This is a genomic window from Caldimonas sp. KR1-144, from assembly GCF_049446155.1.
Taxonomy (GTDB): Bacteria; Pseudomonadota; Gammaproteobacteria; order Burkholderiales; family Burkholderiaceae_C; genus Rivibacter.
Map to the genome: position 1 here is coordinate 1 of NZ_JBMSEE010000005.1, position 20,144 is coordinate 20,144.

General features: G+C 70.7%; 20 protein-coding genes. 8 read left to right on the forward strand and 12 right to left on the reverse strand.

Annotated features, from left to right (window positions below):
• Positions 1-119: 119 nt before the first annotated feature.
• From ACO2TI_RS12710 to ACO2TI_RS12720, 3 genes are read right to left on the reverse strand one after another with little or no spacing between them, the layout of a single operon-like run.
• The gene (locus ACO2TI_RS12710) at positions 120-1,871 is read right to left on the reverse strand and encodes an ABC transporter ATP-binding protein (protein ID WP_423284754.1); all 1,752 of its coding nucleotides are present in this window, start codon (positions 1,869-1,871) and stop codon (positions 120-122) included.
• A gap of 7 nt (positions 1,872-1,878) precedes the next feature.
• Positions 1,879-2,940 (reverse strand): ABC transporter permease, encoded by a 1,062-nt coding sequence (locus ACO2TI_RS12715; RefSeq protein ID WP_423284756.1) that lies wholly within the window; start codon positions 2,938-2,940, stop codon positions 1,879-1,881.
• Entirely contained in the window at positions 2,937-3,875 is a 939-nt protein-coding gene (locus ACO2TI_RS12720; protein ID WP_423284759.1) for an ABC transporter permease, read from the reverse strand. The genes ACO2TI_RS12715 and ACO2TI_RS12720 overlap by 4 nt, the downstream gene beginning before the upstream one ends.
• Before the next feature lie 305 nt (positions 3,876-4,180).
• On the opposite strand from ACO2TI_RS12720, the gene ACO2TI_RS12725 reads away from it, so the two are divergent.
• The 5 genes from ACO2TI_RS12725 (at position 4,181) to ACO2TI_RS12745 (ending at position 12,587) form a co-directional block, all read left to right on the forward strand.
• Positions 4,181-6,013, forward strand: coding sequence for an ABC transporter substrate-binding protein (locus tag ACO2TI_RS12725; RefSeq protein WP_423284760.1), 1,833 nt, complete (start codon positions 4,181-4,183; stop codon positions 6,011-6,013).
• Complete coding sequence (locus tag ACO2TI_RS12730) at positions 6,010-7,821, forward strand: ABC transporter substrate-binding protein (protein ID WP_423284761.1); 1,812 nt, start codon at positions 6,010-6,012, stop codon at positions 7,819-7,821. Before ACO2TI_RS12725 ends, ACO2TI_RS12730 begins: the two co-directional genes overlap by 4 nt.
• Before the next feature lie 5 nt (positions 7,822-7,826).
• Positions 7,827-9,638, forward strand: a complete 1,812-nt coding sequence (locus tag ACO2TI_RS12735) for an ABC transporter substrate-binding protein (RefSeq protein ID WP_423284762.1) — start codon at positions 7,827-7,829, stop codon at positions 9,636-9,638.
• An 82-nt stretch (positions 9,639-9,720) separates the two neighbouring features.
• Positions 9,721-11,754 carry an acetoacetate--CoA ligase gene (locus ACO2TI_RS12740; RefSeq protein ID WP_423284764.1) on the forward strand — a complete coding sequence of 678 codons (2,034 nt, stop codon included), beginning with the start codon at positions 9,721-9,723 and terminating at the stop codon, positions 11,752-11,754.
• Positions 11,755-11,768: 14 nt separating this feature from the next.
• Positions 11,769-12,587 (forward strand): class I SAM-dependent methyltransferase, encoded by an 819-nt coding sequence (locus ACO2TI_RS12745; RefSeq protein WP_423285402.1) that lies wholly within the window; start codon positions 11,769-11,771, stop codon positions 12,585-12,587.
• On the opposite strand, the gene ACO2TI_RS12750 is transcribed toward ACO2TI_RS12745, so the two are convergent.
• Positions 12,571-12,906, reverse strand: coding sequence for a cytochrome C (locus ACO2TI_RS12750; RefSeq protein ID WP_423284766.1), 336 nt, complete (start codon positions 12,904-12,906; stop codon positions 12,571-12,573). The two genes, ACO2TI_RS12745 and ACO2TI_RS12750, sit on opposite strands and share 17 nt — an antisense overlap.
• A 114-nt stretch (positions 12,907-13,020) precedes the next feature.
• Between ACO2TI_RS12750 and ACO2TI_RS12755 the strand changes: the two genes are divergently transcribed.
• Positions 13,021-13,419, forward strand: coding sequence for a GFA family protein (locus ACO2TI_RS12755; RefSeq protein ID WP_423284768.1), 399 nt, complete (start codon positions 13,021-13,023; stop codon positions 13,417-13,419).
• Between the two features lie 55 nt (positions 13,420-13,474).
• Here the strand turns inward: ACO2TI_RS12755 and ACO2TI_RS12760 are convergent, their stop codons facing one another.
• Positions 13,475-13,963 (reverse strand): VOC family protein, encoded by a 489-nt coding sequence (locus tag ACO2TI_RS12760; protein WP_423284770.1) that lies wholly within the window; start codon positions 13,961-13,963, stop codon positions 13,475-13,477.
• 119 nt (positions 13,964-14,082) lie between these two features.
• Positions 14,083-15,015 carry a LysR family transcriptional regulator gene (locus ACO2TI_RS12765; RefSeq protein ID WP_423284772.1) on the reverse strand — a complete coding sequence of 311 codons (933 nt, stop codon included), beginning with the start codon at positions 15,013-15,015 and terminating at the stop codon, positions 14,083-14,085.
• A 95-nt stretch (positions 15,016-15,110) separates the two neighbouring features.
• Between ACO2TI_RS12765 and ACO2TI_RS12770 the strand changes: the two genes are divergently transcribed.
• Together ACO2TI_RS12770 and ACO2TI_RS12775 are read left to right on the forward strand one after the other, a co-directional pair.
• A complete protein-coding gene (locus ACO2TI_RS12770; RefSeq protein ID WP_423284774.1) occupies positions 15,111-15,242 on the forward strand; it encodes a hypothetical protein in 132 nt (43 codons plus the stop codon).
• 31 nt (positions 15,243-15,273) lie between these two features.
• Entirely contained in the window at positions 15,274-15,696 is a 423-nt protein-coding gene (locus ACO2TI_RS12775) for a tautomerase family protein (RefSeq protein WP_423284777.1), read from the forward strand.
• Here the strand turns inward: ACO2TI_RS12775 and ACO2TI_RS12780 are convergent.
• Genes ACO2TI_RS12780 through ACO2TI_RS12805 form a run of 6 tightly spaced genes read right to left on the reverse strand, consistent with a single transcriptional unit; the run spans position 15,684 to position 20,097 of the window.
• Positions 15,684-15,821, reverse strand: a complete 138-nt coding sequence (locus tag ACO2TI_RS12780; protein WP_423284778.1) for a hypothetical protein — start codon at positions 15,819-15,821, stop codon at positions 15,684-15,686. The two genes, ACO2TI_RS12775 and ACO2TI_RS12780, sit on opposite strands and share 13 nt — an antisense overlap.
• A gap of 5 nt (positions 15,822-15,826) precedes the next feature.
• Positions 15,827-16,477: a hypothetical protein gene (locus ACO2TI_RS12785; protein ID WP_423285403.1), complete on the reverse strand. Its 651-nt coding sequence runs from the start codon at positions 16,475-16,477 to the stop codon at positions 15,827-15,829.
• Between the two features lie 5 nt (positions 16,478-16,482).
• The gene (locus tag ACO2TI_RS12790; RefSeq protein ID WP_423284780.1) at positions 16,483-17,298 is read right to left on the reverse strand and encodes an SDR family oxidoreductase; all 816 of its coding nucleotides are present in this window, start codon (positions 17,296-17,298) and stop codon (positions 16,483-16,485) included.
• Positions 17,295-18,011, reverse strand: a complete 717-nt coding sequence (locus tag ACO2TI_RS12795; RefSeq protein WP_423284781.1) for a TenA family transcriptional regulator — start codon at positions 18,009-18,011, stop codon at positions 17,295-17,297. The genes ACO2TI_RS12790 and ACO2TI_RS12795 overlap by 4 nt, the downstream gene beginning before the upstream one ends.
• Entirely contained in the window at positions 18,008-19,465 is a 1,458-nt protein-coding gene (locus ACO2TI_RS12800; protein WP_423284782.1) for an AMP-binding protein, read from the reverse strand. The genes ACO2TI_RS12795 and ACO2TI_RS12800 overlap by 4 nt, the downstream gene beginning before the upstream one ends.
• Positions 19,462-20,097 carry a thermostable hemolysin gene (locus tag ACO2TI_RS12805; protein WP_423284783.1) on the reverse strand — a complete coding sequence of 212 codons (636 nt, stop codon included), beginning with the start codon at positions 20,095-20,097 and terminating at the stop codon, positions 19,462-19,464. The genes ACO2TI_RS12800 and ACO2TI_RS12805 overlap by 4 nt, the downstream gene beginning before the upstream one ends.
• Positions 20,098-20,144 lie beyond the last annotated feature (47 nt).

Below are 20,144 nucleotides of genomic sequence, written 5' to 3' on the forward strand. Positions count from 1 at the left end.
GGCATGCTTATGGGTGTTCATCCGGGTCGGCTCTTTGGGTTGGATTGAGGTTTGGCGACTTCCAGTCTCTCAAACCCCATCCGGATGAACACCCGATACAACCTATTGAAGCTTCACACCTAGGCGGCCACCGCGCGGCCGTGCCAGCCCTTGGGCACCGCGCCCAGCAGGCGCCGCGTGTAGTCCTCGCGCGGCGATTCGAGCAGCGACTCGATGTGGTTGCGCTCGACCACCGCGCCGTCCTTCATCACCAGCACCTCGTCGGCGATGAAGCGCACCACCGCCAGGTCGTGGCTGATGAAGATGTAGGCCAGCCCCAGCTCGTCCTGCAGGTCCTTGAGCAGGTTGAGCACCTGCGCCTGGACCGAGACGTCGAGCGCGCTGACGGCCTCGTCGAGCACCAGCACCTCGGGATCGAGCGTCAGGCAGCGCGCGATCGCGATGCGCTGGCGCTGGCCGCCGGAGAACTCGTGCGGGTACTTGCCCCAGGCGCTGGCGTCCAGGCCGACCTTGGCCAGCAGCGCGCGCGCCTTGGCCTCGCGCTCGGCAGCGCCGGCGCCGATGCCGTGGATGGTCATCGGCTCGACCAGGGTCTGGCCGATCGTGAAGCGCGGGTTCAGCGAGGCATACGGGTTCTGGAACACCACCTGCAGGCGACGCCGCCACGGCTGCCATTGCGACTTGCTCAGCGAGAACAGGTCCTTGACCTGACCGTCGCGGCCGTGGAACAGCGCCTCGCCGTGCATCGGCCCGCCGGCCGGCTCGTGCAGGCGCAACAGCGCCAGGCCGGTGGTGGTCTTGCCGGAGCCGGACTCGCCGACGATGCCCAGCGTGTGGCCGCGGCGCAGCGTGAAGCTCACGTCCTTGACCGCCTCGAAGGGCTTGCGCCCGAACACGCCCGAGCGAAGCCAGAAGCTCTTGCGCAGCGCCTTGACCTCGAGCACGACCGGCGCGGCCGGGTCCTTGGGCTTGGCGACGCGGTCGGCGTTGGCGGCGACCGTGCCGGTCTGCGCGGCGCCGTTCTGCGCGGCAATATGGTCGTCGATCACCATCAGCCGCGCCGGCGGCTTGTCCAGCGTCGGGCGGCAGGCCAGCAGCGCACGCGTGTAGGTGTCTTGCGGCGCCGAGAAGATCGCGCCCACGTCGCCTTGCTCGCGCACCGTGCCGTGGCGCATCACGACCACGCGGTCGGCGATCTCGCCGACCACGCCGAGGTCGTGGCTGATGAACAGCATGCTCATGCGATGCCGCTCCTTCAGCTTGGCCAGCAGCTCGAGGATCTGGCGCTGGATCGTCACGTCGAGCGCGGTGGTCGGCTCGTCGGCGATCAAGAGCTTGGGTTCGCAGGCAATCGCCATCGCGATCATCACGCGCTGCTGCTGGCCGCCGGAGAGCTGGTGCGGGTGGGCGTCGAGGCGGCGCTTCGCATCGGGCAGGCCCACCTCGTTGAGCAGCTCGAGCGCGCGCTCGCGCGCCTGCCTGCGGCTCATGCCCAGGTGCAGGCGCAGCGGCTCGGCGAGCTGCTCGCCGACCGTGAACACCGGGTTCAGCGAGGTCATCGGATCCTGGAACACGCAGGCGATGTCCTTGCCGCGCAGCTTCTGCAGCTGCGACAGGTTCGCCGCAAGCAGGTCGCGGCCCTGGAAGGTGATGCCGCCATGCCGCTCGGCGTTGTCGGGCAGCAGGTTGAGGATGGACATCGCGGTCACGCTCTTGCCGGAGCCGGATTCGCCGACCAGCGCGACCGTCGTGTTCTCGGGGATCTGGAAGCTCACGCCGGTGTCGCCGCGGCCGACCGCTTCGCTGTAACTCGCCTTCTCGGCACGGCCGAGGCGAAAGCGCACGCGCAGGTTGTCGATATTCAACAGCATGGCTTGCTCACTCCGCTCCGCGCAGCTTGGGATCGAGCGCGTCGCGCAGCGCATCGGTCATCAACGAGAACGCGGTGACGAACACCGCCATGAACGCGGTCGCCGCCGCGAGCTGCCACCAGTAGCCGAGGATCAGCTCGCCTTGTGCGTCGGCGAGCATCGTGCCCCACGAGACCTGGTCGACCGAGACGCCCAGGCCCAGGTAGCTCAGGATCACCTCGGCCTTGATGAAGCCGACCACGTGGATCGACAGCTGCACCAGGATCACATGGCTCACGTTGGGCAGGATGTGGCGGAACATGCGCGAGGCCGACGACGCGCCGATCGCCTCGGCCGAGCGCACGTACTCGCGCACCGAGTGCTTAAGGAACTCGGCGCGCACCAGGCGGTAGATGCCGGTCCAGCCGGTCAGGCCCAGGATCAGCACCACCGAGCCCACGCCGCGGCCGGTGACCGCCGCGAACGCAAAGATCAGCAGGATGCTCGGGATCGACGTGAAGACGTTGTAGAGCCACTCGAGGAAGTCGCCCGCCTTGCCGCCGAAGAAGCCGGCCACCGCGCCCAGCAGGGTGCCGATCAGCGTGGCCAGCAGCGCCGCCGAGACGCCGACGATGATCGAGATCTCGGCGCCCTTGATCGCCTTGGCCAGCACGTCGCGGCCGAGCCGGTCGCCGCCGAAGGGCAGCGTGTCTTGCTTGACCACTTCTTCGGTCGCGTACTTCTTGGCCGCGGCCTCCCATTCGGCATAGCGCGGCGCGAGCGGGTCGACCGCCGACAGGTCCACCGGCGGACCCTTGGGCGCCTTGACGATGGCGCTTTCCTGCGCCGGCGCCGGGCCCATGAAGCTGGGCTGCGCGTTCGGCACGCCGATCTCGCGCTGCCAGTCGCGCGCGACGAGGCCCAGCGCCGCGGCGATCACGAGCAGCAGGAACAGGGCGACGATGCTCGCCGAGACCATGCCGACGCGGTCGGTCCTGAAGCGCCGCCAGGCGGCATGCCAGACGCCTTCGGAGCGCTGGATCGTCTTGTTCGCGGCCACCGCGGGAGCGTTGGGAAGCACGGCGCTCATTTCAGAACCACCCGCGGATCAACGAGCTTGTAGAGCACGTCGGTGAGCAGGTTGATCACCATCGTGAGAACGGCCAGGTAGATCGTCACGGCCTGGATCACCGGGTAGTCGCTGCGGTTGACGGCCAGCAGCACCTCGCGGCCGATGCCGGGGATCGAGAAGAACACCTCGATCAGGAACGAGCCGACGAAGATGCTCGGCAGCCCGACCGCGATGTTCGTGAGGATGGGGATCAAGGCATTGCGCAGCACGTGCTTGAGCAGGATCGTGCGCTCGGCCAGGCCCTTGGCGCGCGCGGTGCGCACGTAGTCCTGGCCGATCTCGTCGAGGAAGAAGCTGCGGTACAGGCGCGTCTGCGGCGCCAGGCTCACCATCGTGGCCAGCAGCACCGGCAGCACCGAGTACACGGTCAGGTTGGTCCAGAAGCTGTCGGTCCAGCCCTGCACCGGGAACCAGCCGAGCCGGAATGCGAACACGTACTGGCCCGCGATCACGTAGACCAGGAAGCTGATCGACAGCGCCACCGTGGTCAGCACCATGATCGCGCGGTCGGTCAGCGAGCCGCGCACATAGGCCACCGCGAGCGCGAACGGGATCGCCAGCAGCACCTCGAGCAGGAGGATCGGCACCATCACCGTCAGCGTGGCCGGCAGGCGGGTCGCGAAGATGTGCGAGACCGACTCGCTCGTGGCCCAGCTGCGGCCCCAGTCGAAGCTCAGGATCTGCTTGACGAAGATCCACAGCTGCTCGATCACCGGCCGGTCCAGCCCGAGCTGGGCGCGGATCGCCTCGATCTGCTCCGGCGTCGCGTTCTGGCCGCCGAGGATCTCGGCCGGGTCGCCGCCGAAGTACTTGAAGAGAAAGAACACCAGCAGCACGACCCCGATCAACGTCGGGATCATTTGCCACAGGCGCCGTATCAGGTAGGCCGCCATGCTGTGGGATCGCGGTAATACAAACAAAGGCCCGGGCGCTTGTGGCGGCCGGGCGGCTCGAGGATTTCTCGTGAAGGCGCGAGTCTAGGGCTTTCGCAGCCCCATGCCGGTGCGCGTTTCCCCCGTGACGGCTGGAGCGCGCTCCTTACGGCGACGGCGGGCATGCAACTCGCATGCCGCCGCAGCAAGGCATGGGCGCGCTTCGGGGCCGCTCCCGATGGCGCGGCGCGGCCGAAGCCCTAGACTTGCCGCCTTTCGGCGCCGGACCCCGGGCGCCGGAGGCTTCCCACGAGGAGTTGTTTGTGATGTTCCGACGCGGCCTGCCGATCCGGGCCCTGCTGCTCGCCGCCGCGCTCGCGGTGCCGGTCCTGCACTGCACCGCCGCCGATGCGCCTGCACAGGACGCGCCGAAGAAGGTCCTGCGCTACGCGTTTCGCGTCGCCGAGACCGGTTTCGATCCGGCGCAGCTGTCGGACCTGTATTCCGCCACGATCGCCGCGAACATCTTCGACGCGCCGCTGGCGATCGAATTCCTGGCCCGCCCGGCGCGCGTGAAGCCCAACACGGCCGCGTCGATGCCGGAGATCTCGCCGGACTTCAAGACCTACACCTTCACGATCCGCCCCGGCATCTATTTCGCCGACGACCCGGCGTTCAAGGGGCAAAAGCGCGAGCTGGTCGCGGCCGACTACGTGTTCGCGATCAAGCGCCACTACGACCCGCGCTGGAAGAGCCCCTCGCTGTACCTGCTGGAGAACAACAAGCTGGTCGGCCTGTCGGAGCTGCGGCGCGAGGCGATCGAGAAGAAGAAGCCGTTCGACTACGAGCGCGAGGTCGAGGGCGCGCGCGTGCTCGACCGCTACCGCTTCCAGATCCGCCTGGCCGAGTCGCAGCCGCGCTTCGAGGAGACCTTGAGCGACCCTGCGCGCTTCGGCGCGGTCGCGCGCGAAGTCGTCGAGATGTACGGCGACAAGATGATGGAGCACCCGGTGGGCACCGGGCCGTTCCGGCTCGCCGAATGGCGCCGCGCGTCGAAGATCGTGCTCGAGCGCAACCCGAACTTCCGCGAGGAGTTCTACAACGAGGAAGCGCCGGCCGACGACCCGATCGCGCAGAAGGCCGTCGCCAGGCTCAAGGGCAAGCGGCTGCCGCTGGTCGACCGCGTCGAGGTCAGCATCATCGAGGAGGACCAGCCGCGCTGGCTGGCCTTCCAGAACCGCGAGCACGAGGTCATCGAGGAAGTGCCGGCCGGCTATGCCGACCTGGTGATGCCCAACGGCAAGCTCGCGCCGCACCTGGCCAAGCAGGGCATCGAGATGGTTCGCTACCTGCGCGCCGACGTGCACACGACCTACTTCGGCATGGAGAACCCCGTCGTCGGCGGCTACACGCCGGAGAAGGTGGCGCTGCGCCGCGCGATCGCGCTGGCGGTGGACATCGACAAGGAGATCCGCCTGGTGCGCAAGAGCCAGGCGATCCCGGGCCAGGGCCCGATCGCGCCCAACACCTGGGGCTACGACGCGGCGCTCAGGAGCGAGATGAGCGAGTACAACCTGCCGCGCGCCAAGGCGCTGCTGGACATGTACGGCTATGTCGACCGCGACGGTGACGGCTGGCGCGACCAGCCCGACGGACAGCCGCTGGTGCTCGAGTACGCGACCGAGCCCGACCAGTACAAGCGCGCGCTCGCCGAGCAATGGCACAAGAACATGGACGCGCTGGGCATCAAGATGGTGTTCAAGGTCGGCCAGTGGCCCGAGAACCTCAAGGCCTCGCGCGCCGGCAAGCTGATGATGTGGATCGTCGGCTGGAGCGGCGGGCCCGACGGGCAGGCCTTTCTTCAGCTGGGCTACGGACCGAACAAGGGCCAGGCCAACCACGCGCGCTTCGACCTGCCGGCCTACAACGCCGCCTACGAGCGCCAGAAGGCGCTGCCCAACGGCCCCGAGCGCCAGGCCGCGATGGACGAGGCGCAGCGGCTGATGATCGCCTACATGCCCTACAAGATCCACGTGCATCGCATCTTCACCGACCTCGCCCAGCCCTGGGTGATCGGCTACCACCGCAACGTCTTCATGCGCGAGTTCTGGAAGTACGTCGACATCGACGCCGAGCAGCAGCGCAGGCTCGCCAAATGAAGCACATCCTTCTCGCCGCCGCGCTCGCCGCGGGGCTGTCTGCCGCGCCGCTCGCGCGAGCCGCGACCGGGGCCGCCACCGAACCCAAGGTGCTGCGCGTCGCGCTGCGCGAGGCCGAGACCGGCTTCGATCCGGTGCGCATCTCCGACCTCTATTCGCGCTACGTCACCGCGCACATCTACGAGGCTCTTTACACCTACGACCCGCTGGCGCGGCCGTTCAAGGTCAAGCCGCTGACCGCCGCGGCGATGCCGGAGCACTCGCCCGACTACAAGGTCTGGACCGTGCGCATCCAGCCCGGCATCTACTTCCACGACGACCCGGCCTTCAAGGGCGCCAAGCGCGAGCTGGTCGCGCAGGACTTCGTCTACACCTACAAGCGCTACTTCGACCCGGTCTACAACAGCCCCACCTACAGCCAGCTGCATGAAGAGGGCATGCCAGGCCTGGAGGTGCTGCGCGAGCAGGCGCTCAAGCAGAAGCAGCCGTTCGATTACGACCGCGAAGTCGAGGATGTGAAGGCGCTTGACCGCTACACGATCCGCTTCACGCTGGCGAAGTCGCGCCCGCGCTTCATCTACACGCTGGCGGCCTGCGACCTGTTCGGCGCGGTCGCGCGCGAGGTGATCGAGCGCTACGGCGACGACTCGGCCGCCCACCCGGTCGGCACCGGCGCCTACAAGCTCGGCCCCTGGCGGCGCAGCTCGCTGATCGTGCTGGAGCGCAACCCGGCCTACCGCGAGCGCTTCTACGACGCCGAGCCGGCGCCCGACGACGCCGAAGGCCAGGCCATCCTCGCCAGGCTCAAGGGCCGGCGCATCCCGATGATCGACCGCGTCGAGCTGCGCCCGATCGAGGAGAGCCAGCCGCGCTGGCTGGCCTTCCTCAACGGCGAGCTCGACATCGTCGACCCGGTGCCGCCCGACCTGGCCTCCGCCGCGATCCCCGGCGGCAAGCTCGCGCCCAACCTGGCCAAGCGCGGCATCGTGATGCACAAGGTCGTGAACTCCGACGTCACGGTGTCCTACTTCAACATGGACGACCCGGTGGTCGGCGGCTACGCACCCGAGAAGGTGGCGCTGCGCCGCGCGATCGTGATGGGCTACGACACCGAGCGCGAGATCGGCATCATCCGCCGCGGCCAGGGCATCGCTGCGCAGACCACGGTGGCGCCGCACACCTACGGCTACGACCCGGACTTCATCACCGACAACTCGACCTACAGCCCGCCGCGCGCCAAGGCCTTGCTCGACCTCTACGGCTACATCGACCGCGACGGCGACGGCTGGCGCGACCAGCCCGACGGCTCTGCGCTGGTGCTGCGCATGGCCAGCGAGCCCGACCAGCTCTCGCGCCAGCTCGACGAGCAGTGGCGGCGCGACATGAGCGCGATCGGCATCCGCATCCAGTTCGAGACCGGCAAGTGGCCCGAGCACATGAAGGCCGCGCGCGCCGGGCGCTCGATGATGTGGCGCCTCGGCCAGAGCTCGGCCACGCCCGACGGCCAGCAAGGCCTCGCCACCCTGTACGGCCCCGAAAGCGGCAGCGAAAACCTCGCGCGCTTCAGGCTCGACGCCTTCGACGCGCTCTACCGCCAGAGCGACGCGATGCCCGACGGCCCCGAGCGCCTGGCCGTGATGCGCCAGGCCAACCTGATCGCCACCGCCTACGCGCCCTACAAGTTCCACGTGCATCGCATCTATGCCGACCTGACCCAGCCCTGGGTCGTCGGCTACCGCCGGCCGACCTTCTGGCTGGAGCAGTGGATGTACTACGACATCGACACGCAGCGCCGCCAGGCGCATTGACGGCCATGCTTGCTGCCCTGATTCGCCCGCTGTGCGCGCCGCTGGCCGCGCTCGCCCTCGTCGCCGCCGCCGTCGCGCCCGTCTCGGCCGCCGAGCCCAAGGTGCTGCGCATCGCGTTTCGCGTCGCCGAAACGGGCTTCGATCCGGCACAGATCAACGACCTGTACTCGCGCTACGTCACCGGCCACATCTTCGAAGGCCTGTACACCTACGACCACCTCGCGCGCCCGCCCGTGCCCAAGCCACTGACGGCCGACGGCATGCCCGAGCACTCGGCCGACTACAAGGTCTGGACCATCAAGGTCCGCCCCGGCATCTACTTCCAGGACGACCCGGCCTTCAAGGGCCAAAGGCGCGAGCTGGTCGCGCAGGATTACGTGTATTCGATCAAGCGCTTCTTCGACCCGGCGATCAAGAGCCCGGTCTACAGCAGCTTGCGCGAAGAAGGCATCGTCGGCCTCGACGACGTGCGCCAGGAAGCGCTGAGGCACAAGACGAAGTTCGACTACGACCGCGTCGTCGAAGGCATCAAGGCGGTCGACCGCTACACGATCCGCTTCACGCTCGAACAGCCGCGCCCGCGCTTCTGGATCGGCCTGGCCACCGGGGACCTGCTCGGCGCCGTCGCTCGCGAGGTCGTCGAGCACTACGGCGACGAGATTGCCGCGCACCCGGTCGGCACCGGGCCCTTCAAGCTGGGTGCGTGGCGGCGCAGCTCGCTGATCGTGCTGGAGCGCAATCCGAACTACCGCGAGCGCCTCTACGACGCCGAGCCGGCCGCGGACGATGCCGAGGGCCAGGCGCTGCTGGCCAGGTTCAAGGGCCGGCGCCTGCCGATGCTCGACCGCGTCGAGATCAGCATCATCGAAGAGGAGCAGCCACGCTGGCTGGCCTTCCTCAACGGCGAGCTCGACCTGATCGATCCGGTGCCGCCCACGCTGGCCAAGGTGGCCGTGCCCGGCGGCAAGCTCGCGCCCAACCTGGTGAAGAAGGGCATCAAGGCCCACACCGTCGTGAACTCCGACGTGGGCTTTACCTACTTCAACATGGAGGACCCGGTGGTCGGCGGCTACACGCCGGAGAAGGTGGCCCTGCGCCGCGCGATCAGCCTGGCCACCGACCTCGAAGGCGAGATCCGGCTGGTGCGCAGCCAGCAGGCCATCGTCGCGCAATCGGGCATGCTGCCCAACACCTACGGCTACGACCCGAACGTGCGCGGCGCCAACGGCGAATACAGCCCGGCGCGCGCCAAGGCCCTGCTCGATCTCTACGGCTACGTCGACCGCGACGGCGACGGCTGGCGCGACCTGCCCGACGGTTCGCCGCTCGTGCTCGAGGTGGCCACGCAGCCCGACCAGCTGTACCGCCAGCTCGAGGAACAGCGCCAGAAGGACATGGCCGCGATCGGCATCAGGATCAGGATCACGCCGCGCAAGTGGCCCGAGAACCTCAAGATGGCGCGCGCCGGCAAGCTGCAGGTCTGGTCGCTGGCCACCAGCGCGGCCGGGCCGGACGGCCAGAGCTCGCTGATGCGCGTCTACGGCCCCGCCGCCGGTGGCCAGAACCTCGCGCGCTTCAAGCTGCCGGCGCTCGACGCACTCTACGACCGCGCCAGCGTGCTGCCCGACGGCCCCGAGCGCCTCGCGCTGCTGGCCGAGATGAACAAGCTCGTCGCCGCCTATGCGCCCTACAAGTACCACGTGCACCGCATCTACGCCGACCTGACGCAGCCCTGGCTGATCGGCTACCGGCGGCCGACGTTCTGGCTGGAACAGTGGCATTACCTCGACATCGAGGGGCCGGTGCCGCAACGCTGAGAAGGAAGCTCCCTCTCCCCGAGCGAGAGGGAGCAAGGCTAAGCTGCGGTTCGAACGATCCAAGAACCGGAGACAAGCCCCCATGCCCGCGCTGCCCGAGCCGCAGATCCGCCGCTACCTGCGCTTCCTGCACGACACCCGCGGCCTCGACTTCGAGGCCGACACCCCCGCCGGCTACGACGCGCTGTGGCGCTGGTCGGTGAACGATCTCGAGGCCTTCTGGCGCTCGATCTGGGACTACTTCGAGCTGCGCTCGCCGACCCCGTTTTCCAAGGCGCTGGTCGACGAACGCATGCCCGGCGCGCGCTGGTTCGAGGGCGCGCAGCTCAACTACGCGCAGCAGGTGTTCCGCCACGCCGACGCGGCCCATGCGGGCGGCCATCCGGCGATCGTGTTTCGCAACGAGCGCATGGGCCGCGCGCTGCAGACCACCAGCTGGCCCGAGCTGAAAAGGCAGGTCGCGGCGCTCGCGCAGTCGCTGGTGGCGGTGGGCGTGGAGCCCGGCGACCGCGTCTGCGCCTACCTGCCCAACATCCCGCAGACGGTGGTCGCCTTCCTCGCCTGTGCGAGCGTCGGCGCGGTGTGGTCGGTGTGCTCGCCCGACATGGGGCCGGTGGCGGTGCTCGACCGCTGGCGGCAGATCGAACCCAAGGTGCTGATCACCTGTGACGGCTACGTCTCCGGCGGCGTGGCCTACGACCGCCGCGCGGTGGTGGCCGAGCTCATCGCCCAGTTGCCGAGCGTGCGCCACGTGGTGACGGTGGCCAACCTCGAGCCGGCGTTCGGCGCGCTGGACGCCGACGGGCGCAGCGTTCAGCGCTTCGAGGACATCGCCTCGCGCGAGGCGATGTTCGAGCCGCTTTCGCTGCCCTTCGACCACCCGCTGTGGATCGTGTATTCGAGCGGCACGACCGGCCTGCCCAAGGCCATCGTCCACGGCCACGGCGGCATCGTGATCGAGCAGCTCAAGGCCGGCACGCTGCACAACGACATCGGCTCGGCGGCGCAGACCGGCGAGCGCTTTCACTGGTACTCGAGCACCGGCTGGATCATGTGGAATTCGCAGGTCTCGGGCCTGCTCGGCGGCGCGACGATCTGCATCTACGACGGCAACCCCGGCGGCCCGCGTGCTGGTGTTGAAGGTGGGCCGGACTGGGGCGTGCTGTGGCGCTTCGCCGCTGATGCCGGCGTGACCTTCTTCGGCGCCGGCGCGGCCTTCTACGCGAGCTGCCTGAAGGCCGGCATCGAGCCGATGAAGGAGGGCGATCTCTCGTCGCTGCGCGCGATCGGCTCGACCGGCTCGCCGCTGTCGGACGAGTGCTACCAGTGGATCTGGGACCACTGTCCCAAGGTCGACGGGCGCGACATCTGGCTCACGCCGATCTCCGGCGGCACCGACTTCGCCGGCGCCTTCGTCGCCGGCCTGCGCACGCTGCCGGTGGTCAAGGGCGAGATGCAGTGCCGCTGCCTCGGCGCCGCGGTCGAGGCCTGGAGCGAGCCCGACGCGAGCGGGCGCGGCCGTGCGCTGGTCGATGAGGTCGGCGAGCTGGTGTGTACGCGGCCGATGCCATCGATGCCGCTTCGCTTCTGGGGCGACCCGGGCAACCAGCGCTACCACGACAGCTACTTCGACATGTACCCCGGCATCTGGCGCCACGGCGACTGGATCCGCATCACGCCGCGCGGTGGTGCCGTCATCTACGGCCGCAGCGACGCGACCATCAACCGCCACGGCATCCGCATGGGCACGGCCGAGCTGTACCGCGCGGTCGAGGCGCTGCCCGAGGTGGTCGACAGCCTGGTGGTCGACCTGGAGTACCTCGGCCGCGAGAGCTACATGCCGCTGTTCGTCGTGCTGCGCGAAGGCCTCACGCTCGACGAGGCGCTCGTCAAGCGCATGCGCGACGCGATCCGCCAGGCCCTCTCGGCACGCCACGTGCCCAACGAGATCTTGCAAGTGCCGGCGATCCCGCGCACGCTGTCGGGCAAGAAGATGGAGCTGCCGGTGAAGAAGCTGCTGATGGGCGCCGACGCGCGCCAGGTGCTCAACCCCGATGCGATGGCCAACGCGGACTGCGTCGCGTGGTTCCAGGCCTTCGCGGCGTCGCGGCGCTGACGAAGGCCGAGGCCATGGCCGCGCCGGCCAGCGACACCGTCTTCGCGGGCTCGATCCCGCAGGTCTACGACCGCCTGCTGGTGCCGCTGATCTTTGCCGCCAGCGCCGACGACCTGGCGCAGCGCGCCGCGGTGCTGCGACCCGACCGCGTGCTCGAGGTGGCCGCCGGCACGGGCGTGCTCACGCGCGCGCTGGCCCAGCTGCTGCTGCCGCAGGCGCGACTGGTGGCCACCGACCTCAACCCCGCGATGCTCGCGCGCGCGGCCGCGGTCGGCACCGCGCGGCCTGTGCAGTGGCTCGTCGCCGACGCGCAGCGCCTGCCGTTCGACGACGCGAGCTTCGACCTCGTCGTGTGCCAGTTCGGCGTGATGTTCTTTCCCGACAAGGCGCTCGCCCATGCCGAGGCCTTGCGTGTGCTGCGCCCGGGCGGCAGCTTGCTGTTCAACGTCTGGGACCGCATCGAGCACAACGACTTCGCCGCGGTCGTGACCGACGCCCTCGCGCAGCGCTACCCGGCCGATCCGCCGCGCTTCATGGCGCGCGTGCCGCATGGCTATTTCAACCGCCAGGCGATCGAGCTCGATCTCGCCGCCGGCGGGTGGGTGCAGCCGGCGCGCATCGAGGCCTGGCGCGGCACGAGCCGGGCCGATCGCGCCCTCGACGCCGCCACCGCCTATTGCCAGGGCACGCCGCTGCGCCACGAGATCGAGGCCCGCGAGCCGGGCGGCCTGCTGGCGGCCACGCAGGACTGCGCCGACGCGATCGCGCAGCGCCACGGCGCAGGGCCGGTGGCCGGACGCATCCAGTCGCTCGTCGTCAGCGTGCGCCGCTGATCGCGCCCGGCGGCGCGCCGCCGAGCGACGAGCGCGTGCCCGCGGCCGGCTCGAAGCGATAGAAGCGCTCGTTCAGGTAGCGCGCCACCTCGCGCACGTCGTCGTCCTGCCAGGCGAGGCCGATGCTGCCCTGCCAGCGGCGCACCTGCGCCTCGAGCGTGGGCCAGTCGCGCGCGGCGCGCGCGTCGCGCCAGTGCATCTGCTCGGAGTGGCAGGCGCTGCAATGGGTGGTGTAGAGCAGTTCGCCGCGCGACTGCGCCGCCGCGGGCAGCGCCGCCGCCCACAGCGACGCCAACATCGCGATTCCTGCGTGCTTCATGGCCGGCCCTCCTCGCGAACCCACCATAGACCCGCGGCGCCGTGCGCGGCTTGCGCTCGGTCAAGCACGGGCGCGAGGTGCGAACATGGCGCCGGTGCGATCTCGGAGCTCGCGATGATGAAAGCCTACACCGGCTCCTGCCACTGCGGCGCGGTGCGCTTCGAAGCCGACCTCGACCTGACCCAGCCGTCGTTTCGCTGCAATTGCTCGATCTGCCGCCGCACGCGCTTTTGGCCTGCGGTGGCGCGGCCCGAGGGTTTTCGGCTGCTGGCGGGCGCCGAGGCGCTGACGCTCTACCGCTTCAACACCGGCCACAACCATCACCTGTTCTGCCGTGTCTGCGGCGTGCGCGCCTTCGGCATCGGCAACGAGACGCCGATCGGCAAGATGTACGGCGTGAACCTCGGCTGCCTCGAGGGCGTCAGCGAGGCCGAACTGGCGGCGGTGCCGATCGTTCATGTCGACGGCATGAACGACCGCCTCGAGCCGCCGGCGGTCACGGCGCATCTCTGATGCGTGGCCCTGAGCGCGGCGCTGAGCGCGGCCGCGCCGCCTGCTGCGCTCCTCGTCAGGCCCGGCCGGCGGCCGCCGCCTGCAGCGCCGCGATGTCGATCTTCACCATCTTGAGCATCGCGTCGGTCGCGCGCCTGGCGCGGGCACGATCGGGATCGTTCATCAGCTCCATCAGCTGCCGGGGCACGATCTGCCAGCACACGCCGAAGCGGTCGCGCAGCCAGCCGCACTGCTCGGGCGTACCGCCGCCCTGGAGCAGTCCGTCCCAGTAGCGGTCGACCTCGGCCTGGTCTTCGCAGCTGACGACGAACGAGACCGCGTGGTTGAAGGGGTCCAGCGGGCCGGCGCTCATCGCGGTGAAGGGCTGGCCGAACAACAGGAACTCGACGATGGTCACCGAGCCCGGCGGGCCGCTGGGCGACTCGCTGGGCATCTTGGTCACGCTCTTGATGCGCGAGTCGGGGAACAAGGCCGTGTAGAAGGTCGCGGCCTCTTCGGCCTCCTTCGCGTACCAGAGGAAGGGGGTGATTTTCTGCATCGACATGGCGGCTCTCCTGCGAAGCTTGACAAGCGAGGGCCGCGGCAATCGATGGGCCGAGCCCCCGCCTGACGACGAACGAGGCGCCCGCGAATCGACACGGCGCGACGCGATGCCGCGAGAGGTCAGCGCGCCTGCGCCAGCGCCTGCGCGATGCCGTGCCCCACCTGCTGCATGAAGGCCGTCACGCGCGCGGTGGCGCGCAGGTCGGGATGGGTGAGCAGCCACAGCGGCGTCTCGAGCGCCGGGATGTCGTCCGAGACGGGCATCAGCAGCGGCTCGTGCGGCTCGACGAAGCTGGGCAGCACCGCGACGCCCAGCCCGGTGCGCACCATCGCCAGCGCCGAGTGCAGCAGGTCGACGCGCAGCACGACGCGCTCGGACGGCACCTGCTCGTGCATCCAGCGGTCGAAGAAGCGCGCGCGGCGGTCGCGCTCGTAGCCGATCCACGGCGCCTGGGCGATCAGCTTATCCAGCGGCGTGCGGCGCTGCGGCAGCGTGCGCTCGCCGCGGCGCGCGTAGACGCGAAAGCGCGCGCGGCCGAGCTCGCGCCCGACCAGGTGCTGCGGCACCTCGGCCGACAGGCGCAGCGCGACGTCGGCGTCGCGGCGCGACAGGTCGACCAGCTGCGAGGCCTCGTCGACCTCGACGCCGATGCCCGGGTGCGCGCGCACGAAATCGGCCAGCGGCCGGGGCAGCAGGTACAGCGTCGTGATGTGCGCGACGTTGAGCCGCAGCGTGCCCGACAGCTGCAGGTCGCGCCCGAGGATGCGGCGCTGCATCTCCTGCAGCGCGGGGCGCAGCCGACCCGCGTGCTCGACCAGCAGCTCGCCGGCCTCGGTGGGCGCGTAGCCGCTGCGCTGGCGCTCGAACAGGCGCGCGCCCAGGCGCGCCTCGAGCGCGTCGAGCCGGCGCAGCACCGTGGAATGGCGCACGCCGAGCGCGCGCGCCGCGCCGGCCAGCGAGCCCTGCTCGGCGATCGCCAGCGCGTAGCGCAGGTCGTCCCAGTTCAGCGCGTCGGCGCCGGCGGCGGGGGGCAAGAAGGTGCGGCGCGGCATGTGCGTTTATGCAAACTCGGAACGCATTCTTCCACGTTGTGCGTGCTTTGCCGCACATCTACATTGGCCTCACCCCATCGATCAAGGAGAACGCCATGACCACGACTTCGCTCCTGCTGCTCGTCGCGCGCCGGCTGCGCCGCGCGACGGCCCAAGCCCTGGTCCGCTGGTCGGAGCGCCGCTACGAAGCGTGGCGCAACAGCCCGCAAAGCCATCGCCGCTATTGAGTGCTTCACGAGCCCGCCCGAAAGGACCGTCATGCCCTTCCTTCACCTGCGCGTCGCCCGGCCGCTCGGCCAGGAGCTGACGCAGTCGCTGGCCACCCGGCTGACCGCGATCACCCACGAACACCTGCACAAGCGCGCCGAGGTCACCGCGGTGCAGATCGAGTCGGTCGAGCCTTCGCAGTGGTTCGTCGGCGCGCGCTCGCTGGCGGCGCTGGAGCGCGCGAGCTTCCAGCTCGAGATCCAGGTCACCGAGGGCACCAACACCAAGGCCGAGAAGGCCGCGTGGATCGCGGCGGCGTGGGCGCTGCTCGACGAGGCCTGCGGCCCGCTGCATCCGGCGAGCTATGCCGTCGTGCAGGAGGTGCGCGCCGACGCGTGGGGCTTCGGCGGTGCGACGCAGGAGCGCCGCGCGATCCTGCCCGACACGCCAATGGTCGCGCCTCAGCCGAAGTGACGCGCGACCATCGTCCACAGGACGATGTTGCCCGTCACGCCGGCCACGACGATTGCCAGCGAGCACAGCCGGTCGCCGAAGGCGCGCCGGCGCGGCGCACCGGGCTCGCGTGCGGGCTTGCGCATCGCCGTCAGTGCGCGGCGGCAGTGCGCGCCTTCTCGAGCAGCTCGCGCGCTTCCTCGCGGCGTCCGGCGTCGGCGATCTGGCGATCGGGGCGCGACGGCGCGGCCAGTGCCTTCTCGAGGTAGGGCAGCGCCTCGGCGGCGCGCTTTTGCTCGACCAGGAATTCGCCGTAGAAGAAGTTGGGATCGATGCCGTTCGGATTGATCTCCAGCGCCTTCTTCAGGTTGGCCTCGGCCTTGGCCTTGTCGCCGAAGCCGATCGGCCATCCGGGCACCTTGTAGTAGAGGACGCCCAGGCTGTTGTAGGCCGAGCCGTCGAGGGCGCGCGGATCGATGGCGATCGCGCTCTCGTACAAGGCCTTGGCCTGCTTGGCCTTGGCCAGCGCGCCGAAGCCGCCGGCCTCGCCGGCCCAGGAGCTGACGATGATGGCTTCCCAGACCATCGGCTCGCTGCGCCCGGGCAGCGACTGGCTGAGCTGATGGGCGCGCGCGGCGAGCTGTTCGTAGCGCTTCTCGCGCTCCCGGCTCGGCGTCTGGTAGCGGATCACTTCCCAGCTGCGCTGCAGTTCGGACACCGCATCTTCGACCGGGCCGGCATGCGCGAGCGTCGCCCCGGCAAACAGCGCCGGCAGCAGCAGGGCATGGATCTTCACGGACAAGGGCTTCACGGACGGACCTCCTCGGACGGGTTCATGGGTTCGGCGCGGACGCCCGACGGATCGAGCGCGCGTGCCTGCGCGGCCAGCACGCCGTCGAGCGCCGCGGGCAGCGCGCCGTTGATGCGCACGGCCAGCCGCTCGGGAAAGCCCAGCGTGCGTTCGGGCGTGCCGCGTTCGATCTGCCGCGCGATGGCCCGCGCGACGTGCGACGGGTCGTCGACCGGCGTGCGTGTCGCGCGCTGGTGCGCGCGCGCGGCCGCGTCGTTGAAGCCGGTGTCGGTCGCGCGGGGCGAGCAGTGCAGCACCCGCACGCACGTGCCGGCGAGCTCGCGGCGCAGCGCCTGCGAGAAACCGTGCAGGCCGAACTTGCTGGCGCCGTAGATCGCCTGCCCGGGCAGGCCGATGCGGCCCACGGCCGAGCCGACGTTGAGCACGAAGGCCTCGCCGGCGGCGAGCAACTGGGGCAGCAGCGCTTGCGTCAGCTGCATCGGCGCGATGAGGTTGGTGGCCACGACCGAGGCGATCTGCGCCGGCGTAGCCTGCGCGAAGCGGCCGAACGCGGCCTGGCCCGCGTTGTTGACGAGCCCGTTGGCACCGAAGTCCTGCGCGGCGACGCGCACACGCTCGATGCCCTCGGCGCGCGTCAGGTCGGCGGCCACCGCGCGTGCGTCGGGCAGCGTCGCGGCGAGTGCCTCCACGCGCGCGGCATCGCGGCCGACGAGCAGCAGCGCCGCGCCGCGCGCCGCCAGTTCGCACGCGAGCGCGCATCCGATGCCGCCGGCCGCGCCGGTGAGCACAATGTGCGAGCCGGCCAGCTTCATGCAGCCTCCGCCGGCGCGCCCGCCATCGCGTCCGGCATCGGCAGGTCGCGGAACACGTCGCCGTAGAGCCGGTAGAAGCGCTGCGCCGCGCGAACGATGTCGGCCTGATCGGCCGGATCCTCGACGGCATCCATCAGCATCGCGAGGTGGCGCGTGTGCTCCTGGTCGAGTGTGCCGTGCGAGCGCAGGTAGCTGAAGGCGGCGTCGGGCAGGCCGAGGCCGGCCTGGATCCGGTCGGCCGCCTGCAGCGCGAGCGCGACGCTGGTGCCTTCGAGCACCAGCACCATGCCGAAGAAGCCCAGCGGGTTGCCGCGCGCAATGGTGTCGTAGGCGTAGGCGACCATGACCTCGGCCGCATGCTCGGGCCGGCTGTCGCGCGCGGCCTGCGCGTCGCCGCCGGCCGCGCGGATGTCGTCGAGGATCCATTCGTCGTGGCCCTGCTCTTCCTCGATGTACTCGTCGAGCGCGGGCAGCACCCAGGCCAGCCGGGGTTGGGCCGCCACTTGCGCGCGGCAGGCACGCAGCAGCGGCACCGTGTGCCGCACGTGGTGGTAGGCCTGCTGCAGGAAGGCCAGGTAGCTCGGGCGCGAGACGCGCCCCGAGAGACAGGCGCCGATGATCGGCGCTTGCAGCATGCGCGCGCGCTCGGCGGCGGTCTCGGCCAGCAGGCGGGCATGGAAGCCGCTCGCGGCGGCGGGTCGTGGATCGGTCATCGTGCGAAGGTTTCGTGGCCGGATTCGATGGCGGGGAACAGGGCCGCGGCATGGGCCGCGGCGATGGCCGAGCGCAGCGGCCGCCCGTTGGGCGTCGCGAAGCCGCTGGCGGGCGAGAACGCGTCGCGCCCGCGCAGCCAGTGCGCGATGCGTGCGTAGTCGGGCAATTGCGCGTTGGCCCGCGCGACGGCGGCGTCGAGCGCCGCGTCGTCGATGGCGGGCGACGACGGCCACAGGACGGCGCCGAGCCGCGGCTGGCCGTCGCCGAACACGACTGCCTGCGCGATCGCGGCCTGCTGATGCAGTGCGGTCTCGACCCACTCGGGCGAGACGTTGCGCCCGAAGGCCGTGATCAGCACCTGCTTCTTGCGGCCGGTGACGTGCAGGAAGCCGTCGTCGTCGAGGCGACCGAGGTCGCCGGTGCCCCGCCACGGCCGCGCATCGGCAGGCTCGCCGAGGTAGCCGAGCGAGAGCGCGCCGCCGAGCTCGATTTCGCCGTCGGCGGCGATGCGCACGCGCGCATGCGGCAGTGGCCGGCCCGCGCTACCAGGGCGGTCGGCGCCGGGCAGGTTGAGCGTTTGCACTGAGCCGCCCTCGGACAAGCCATAGCCTTCGTAGGCCGGCAGGCCCATCGCGCGCGCGGCCGCGAGGTTGGCCGTGCCGACCGGCGCGCCGCCCACCGCCACCAGCTTGAGCGACGGGCAGGCGCGCAGACCCTGGGCGTGCAGCCAGCCGCTCCAGGCGCGCAACTGCTGCGGCAGCAGGATCAGGCTGTGCGGCTGCGTCGCGCGCACCGTGGCGTCGAGCCGGGCGGGATCGAAGCTCGACGAGCCGCCCAGGCCCACGGCCTCCAGCGGCCGCAGGATCACCGTCGCGCCGCGCGCCAGCGGCGCCAGCACGCCGGCCACGTGCTCCAGCAGCACCGCCAGCGGCAGCGCGCACAGGTGCCGTCGGATGCCCAGCGCGCCGGTCGCCTCGCCGATGCCATGGGCCACGGCGTCCAGCTGCGACGCACCGAGGCACACGCCCTTGGGCGTGCCGGTGCTGCCCGACGTGAAGGTCACGATGCGCGTGCCGGCCGGCATGGCGACGCCGCACGGTGCAGCGGCGGTGCGCATTTCGCGCATGGCGAGTCCGGGGGCGAACTCGCGGATGCGCCCGCCGCTTGCGGCGGCCGGCGGCAGCCACAGCAGCTCGGCGCCGGCGGTGCGCAAGGCGTGCGCAACCTGCGTTTCGGTGAAGAAGGCGGGCAAGGGCAGGTGGACCACGCCGCTGCGGCGCGCCGCCGCATCGGCGACGACCCAGGCGGCACCGTTGTCCAGGCGCGTGGCGAGCACCGTCGCGCCCTGTTCGCGCAGGTGCTGCGCGGCGATCTCGACGGCGCGCTCGAAGCGCTCGGCGTCCCAAGTGCCGGTCGCGTCGTCGAGCAGGATCGCGCTGGTTTCGGCCGTCATGCCACGGACCTCGCTGCGCGCAAGCGTGCGATCGCCGTCGGCAAATGGCCCGCGAGAACCTGCGGCCGGTGTTCGTAGTAGCGCCCCCAGCTCGCGGCCGCGGCACCCAGCCGCGCCGGATCAGCGCGCTCCAGCACCAGCGGCTCGATGCCCATGCGCGCGAACAGATGCCGCAGCTCCTGCGTGAGCGTGCCGACGACCCACTCGATGCGCCGCGCGGCCAGGCGCACGGCCAGGTCGGCGATCAGCCGGCGGCCCTCGCCCGGCCGCGCGGCGGCCAGCTGCCCGACCTCGGCGATGCGCGCCCGCGCGGGCCGGCGGCCGGTCAGCCGCTCGATGGCGCGATCGACCGGCTCGTCGAGGTATTGCTCGAGGAACAGCGGCTCGCTCGCGAGACGGATGCCCGCCGCGGCGACGACCCGCCCGAGTGCGTCGCGACGCGCGACGAGCTCGGGCATGAAGACGGGAACGGCAGCGTCGAAGCGGCGCGCGAAGACTTCGCCGATGAACTGTTCGATTTCGCGGCGCTCGGCGCCGGCCCGGACCAGGCCCTGCGGCGCCTGAGTCTCGAGCGGGCCCTCAGAGGCGCGAACGGCCCCCGAGGACGCTTCGAACGATGAGGCAAACGACATGACGGATCCTCAGTGAAGAGCCGTCATGCTGCGTACGCACAATTAGC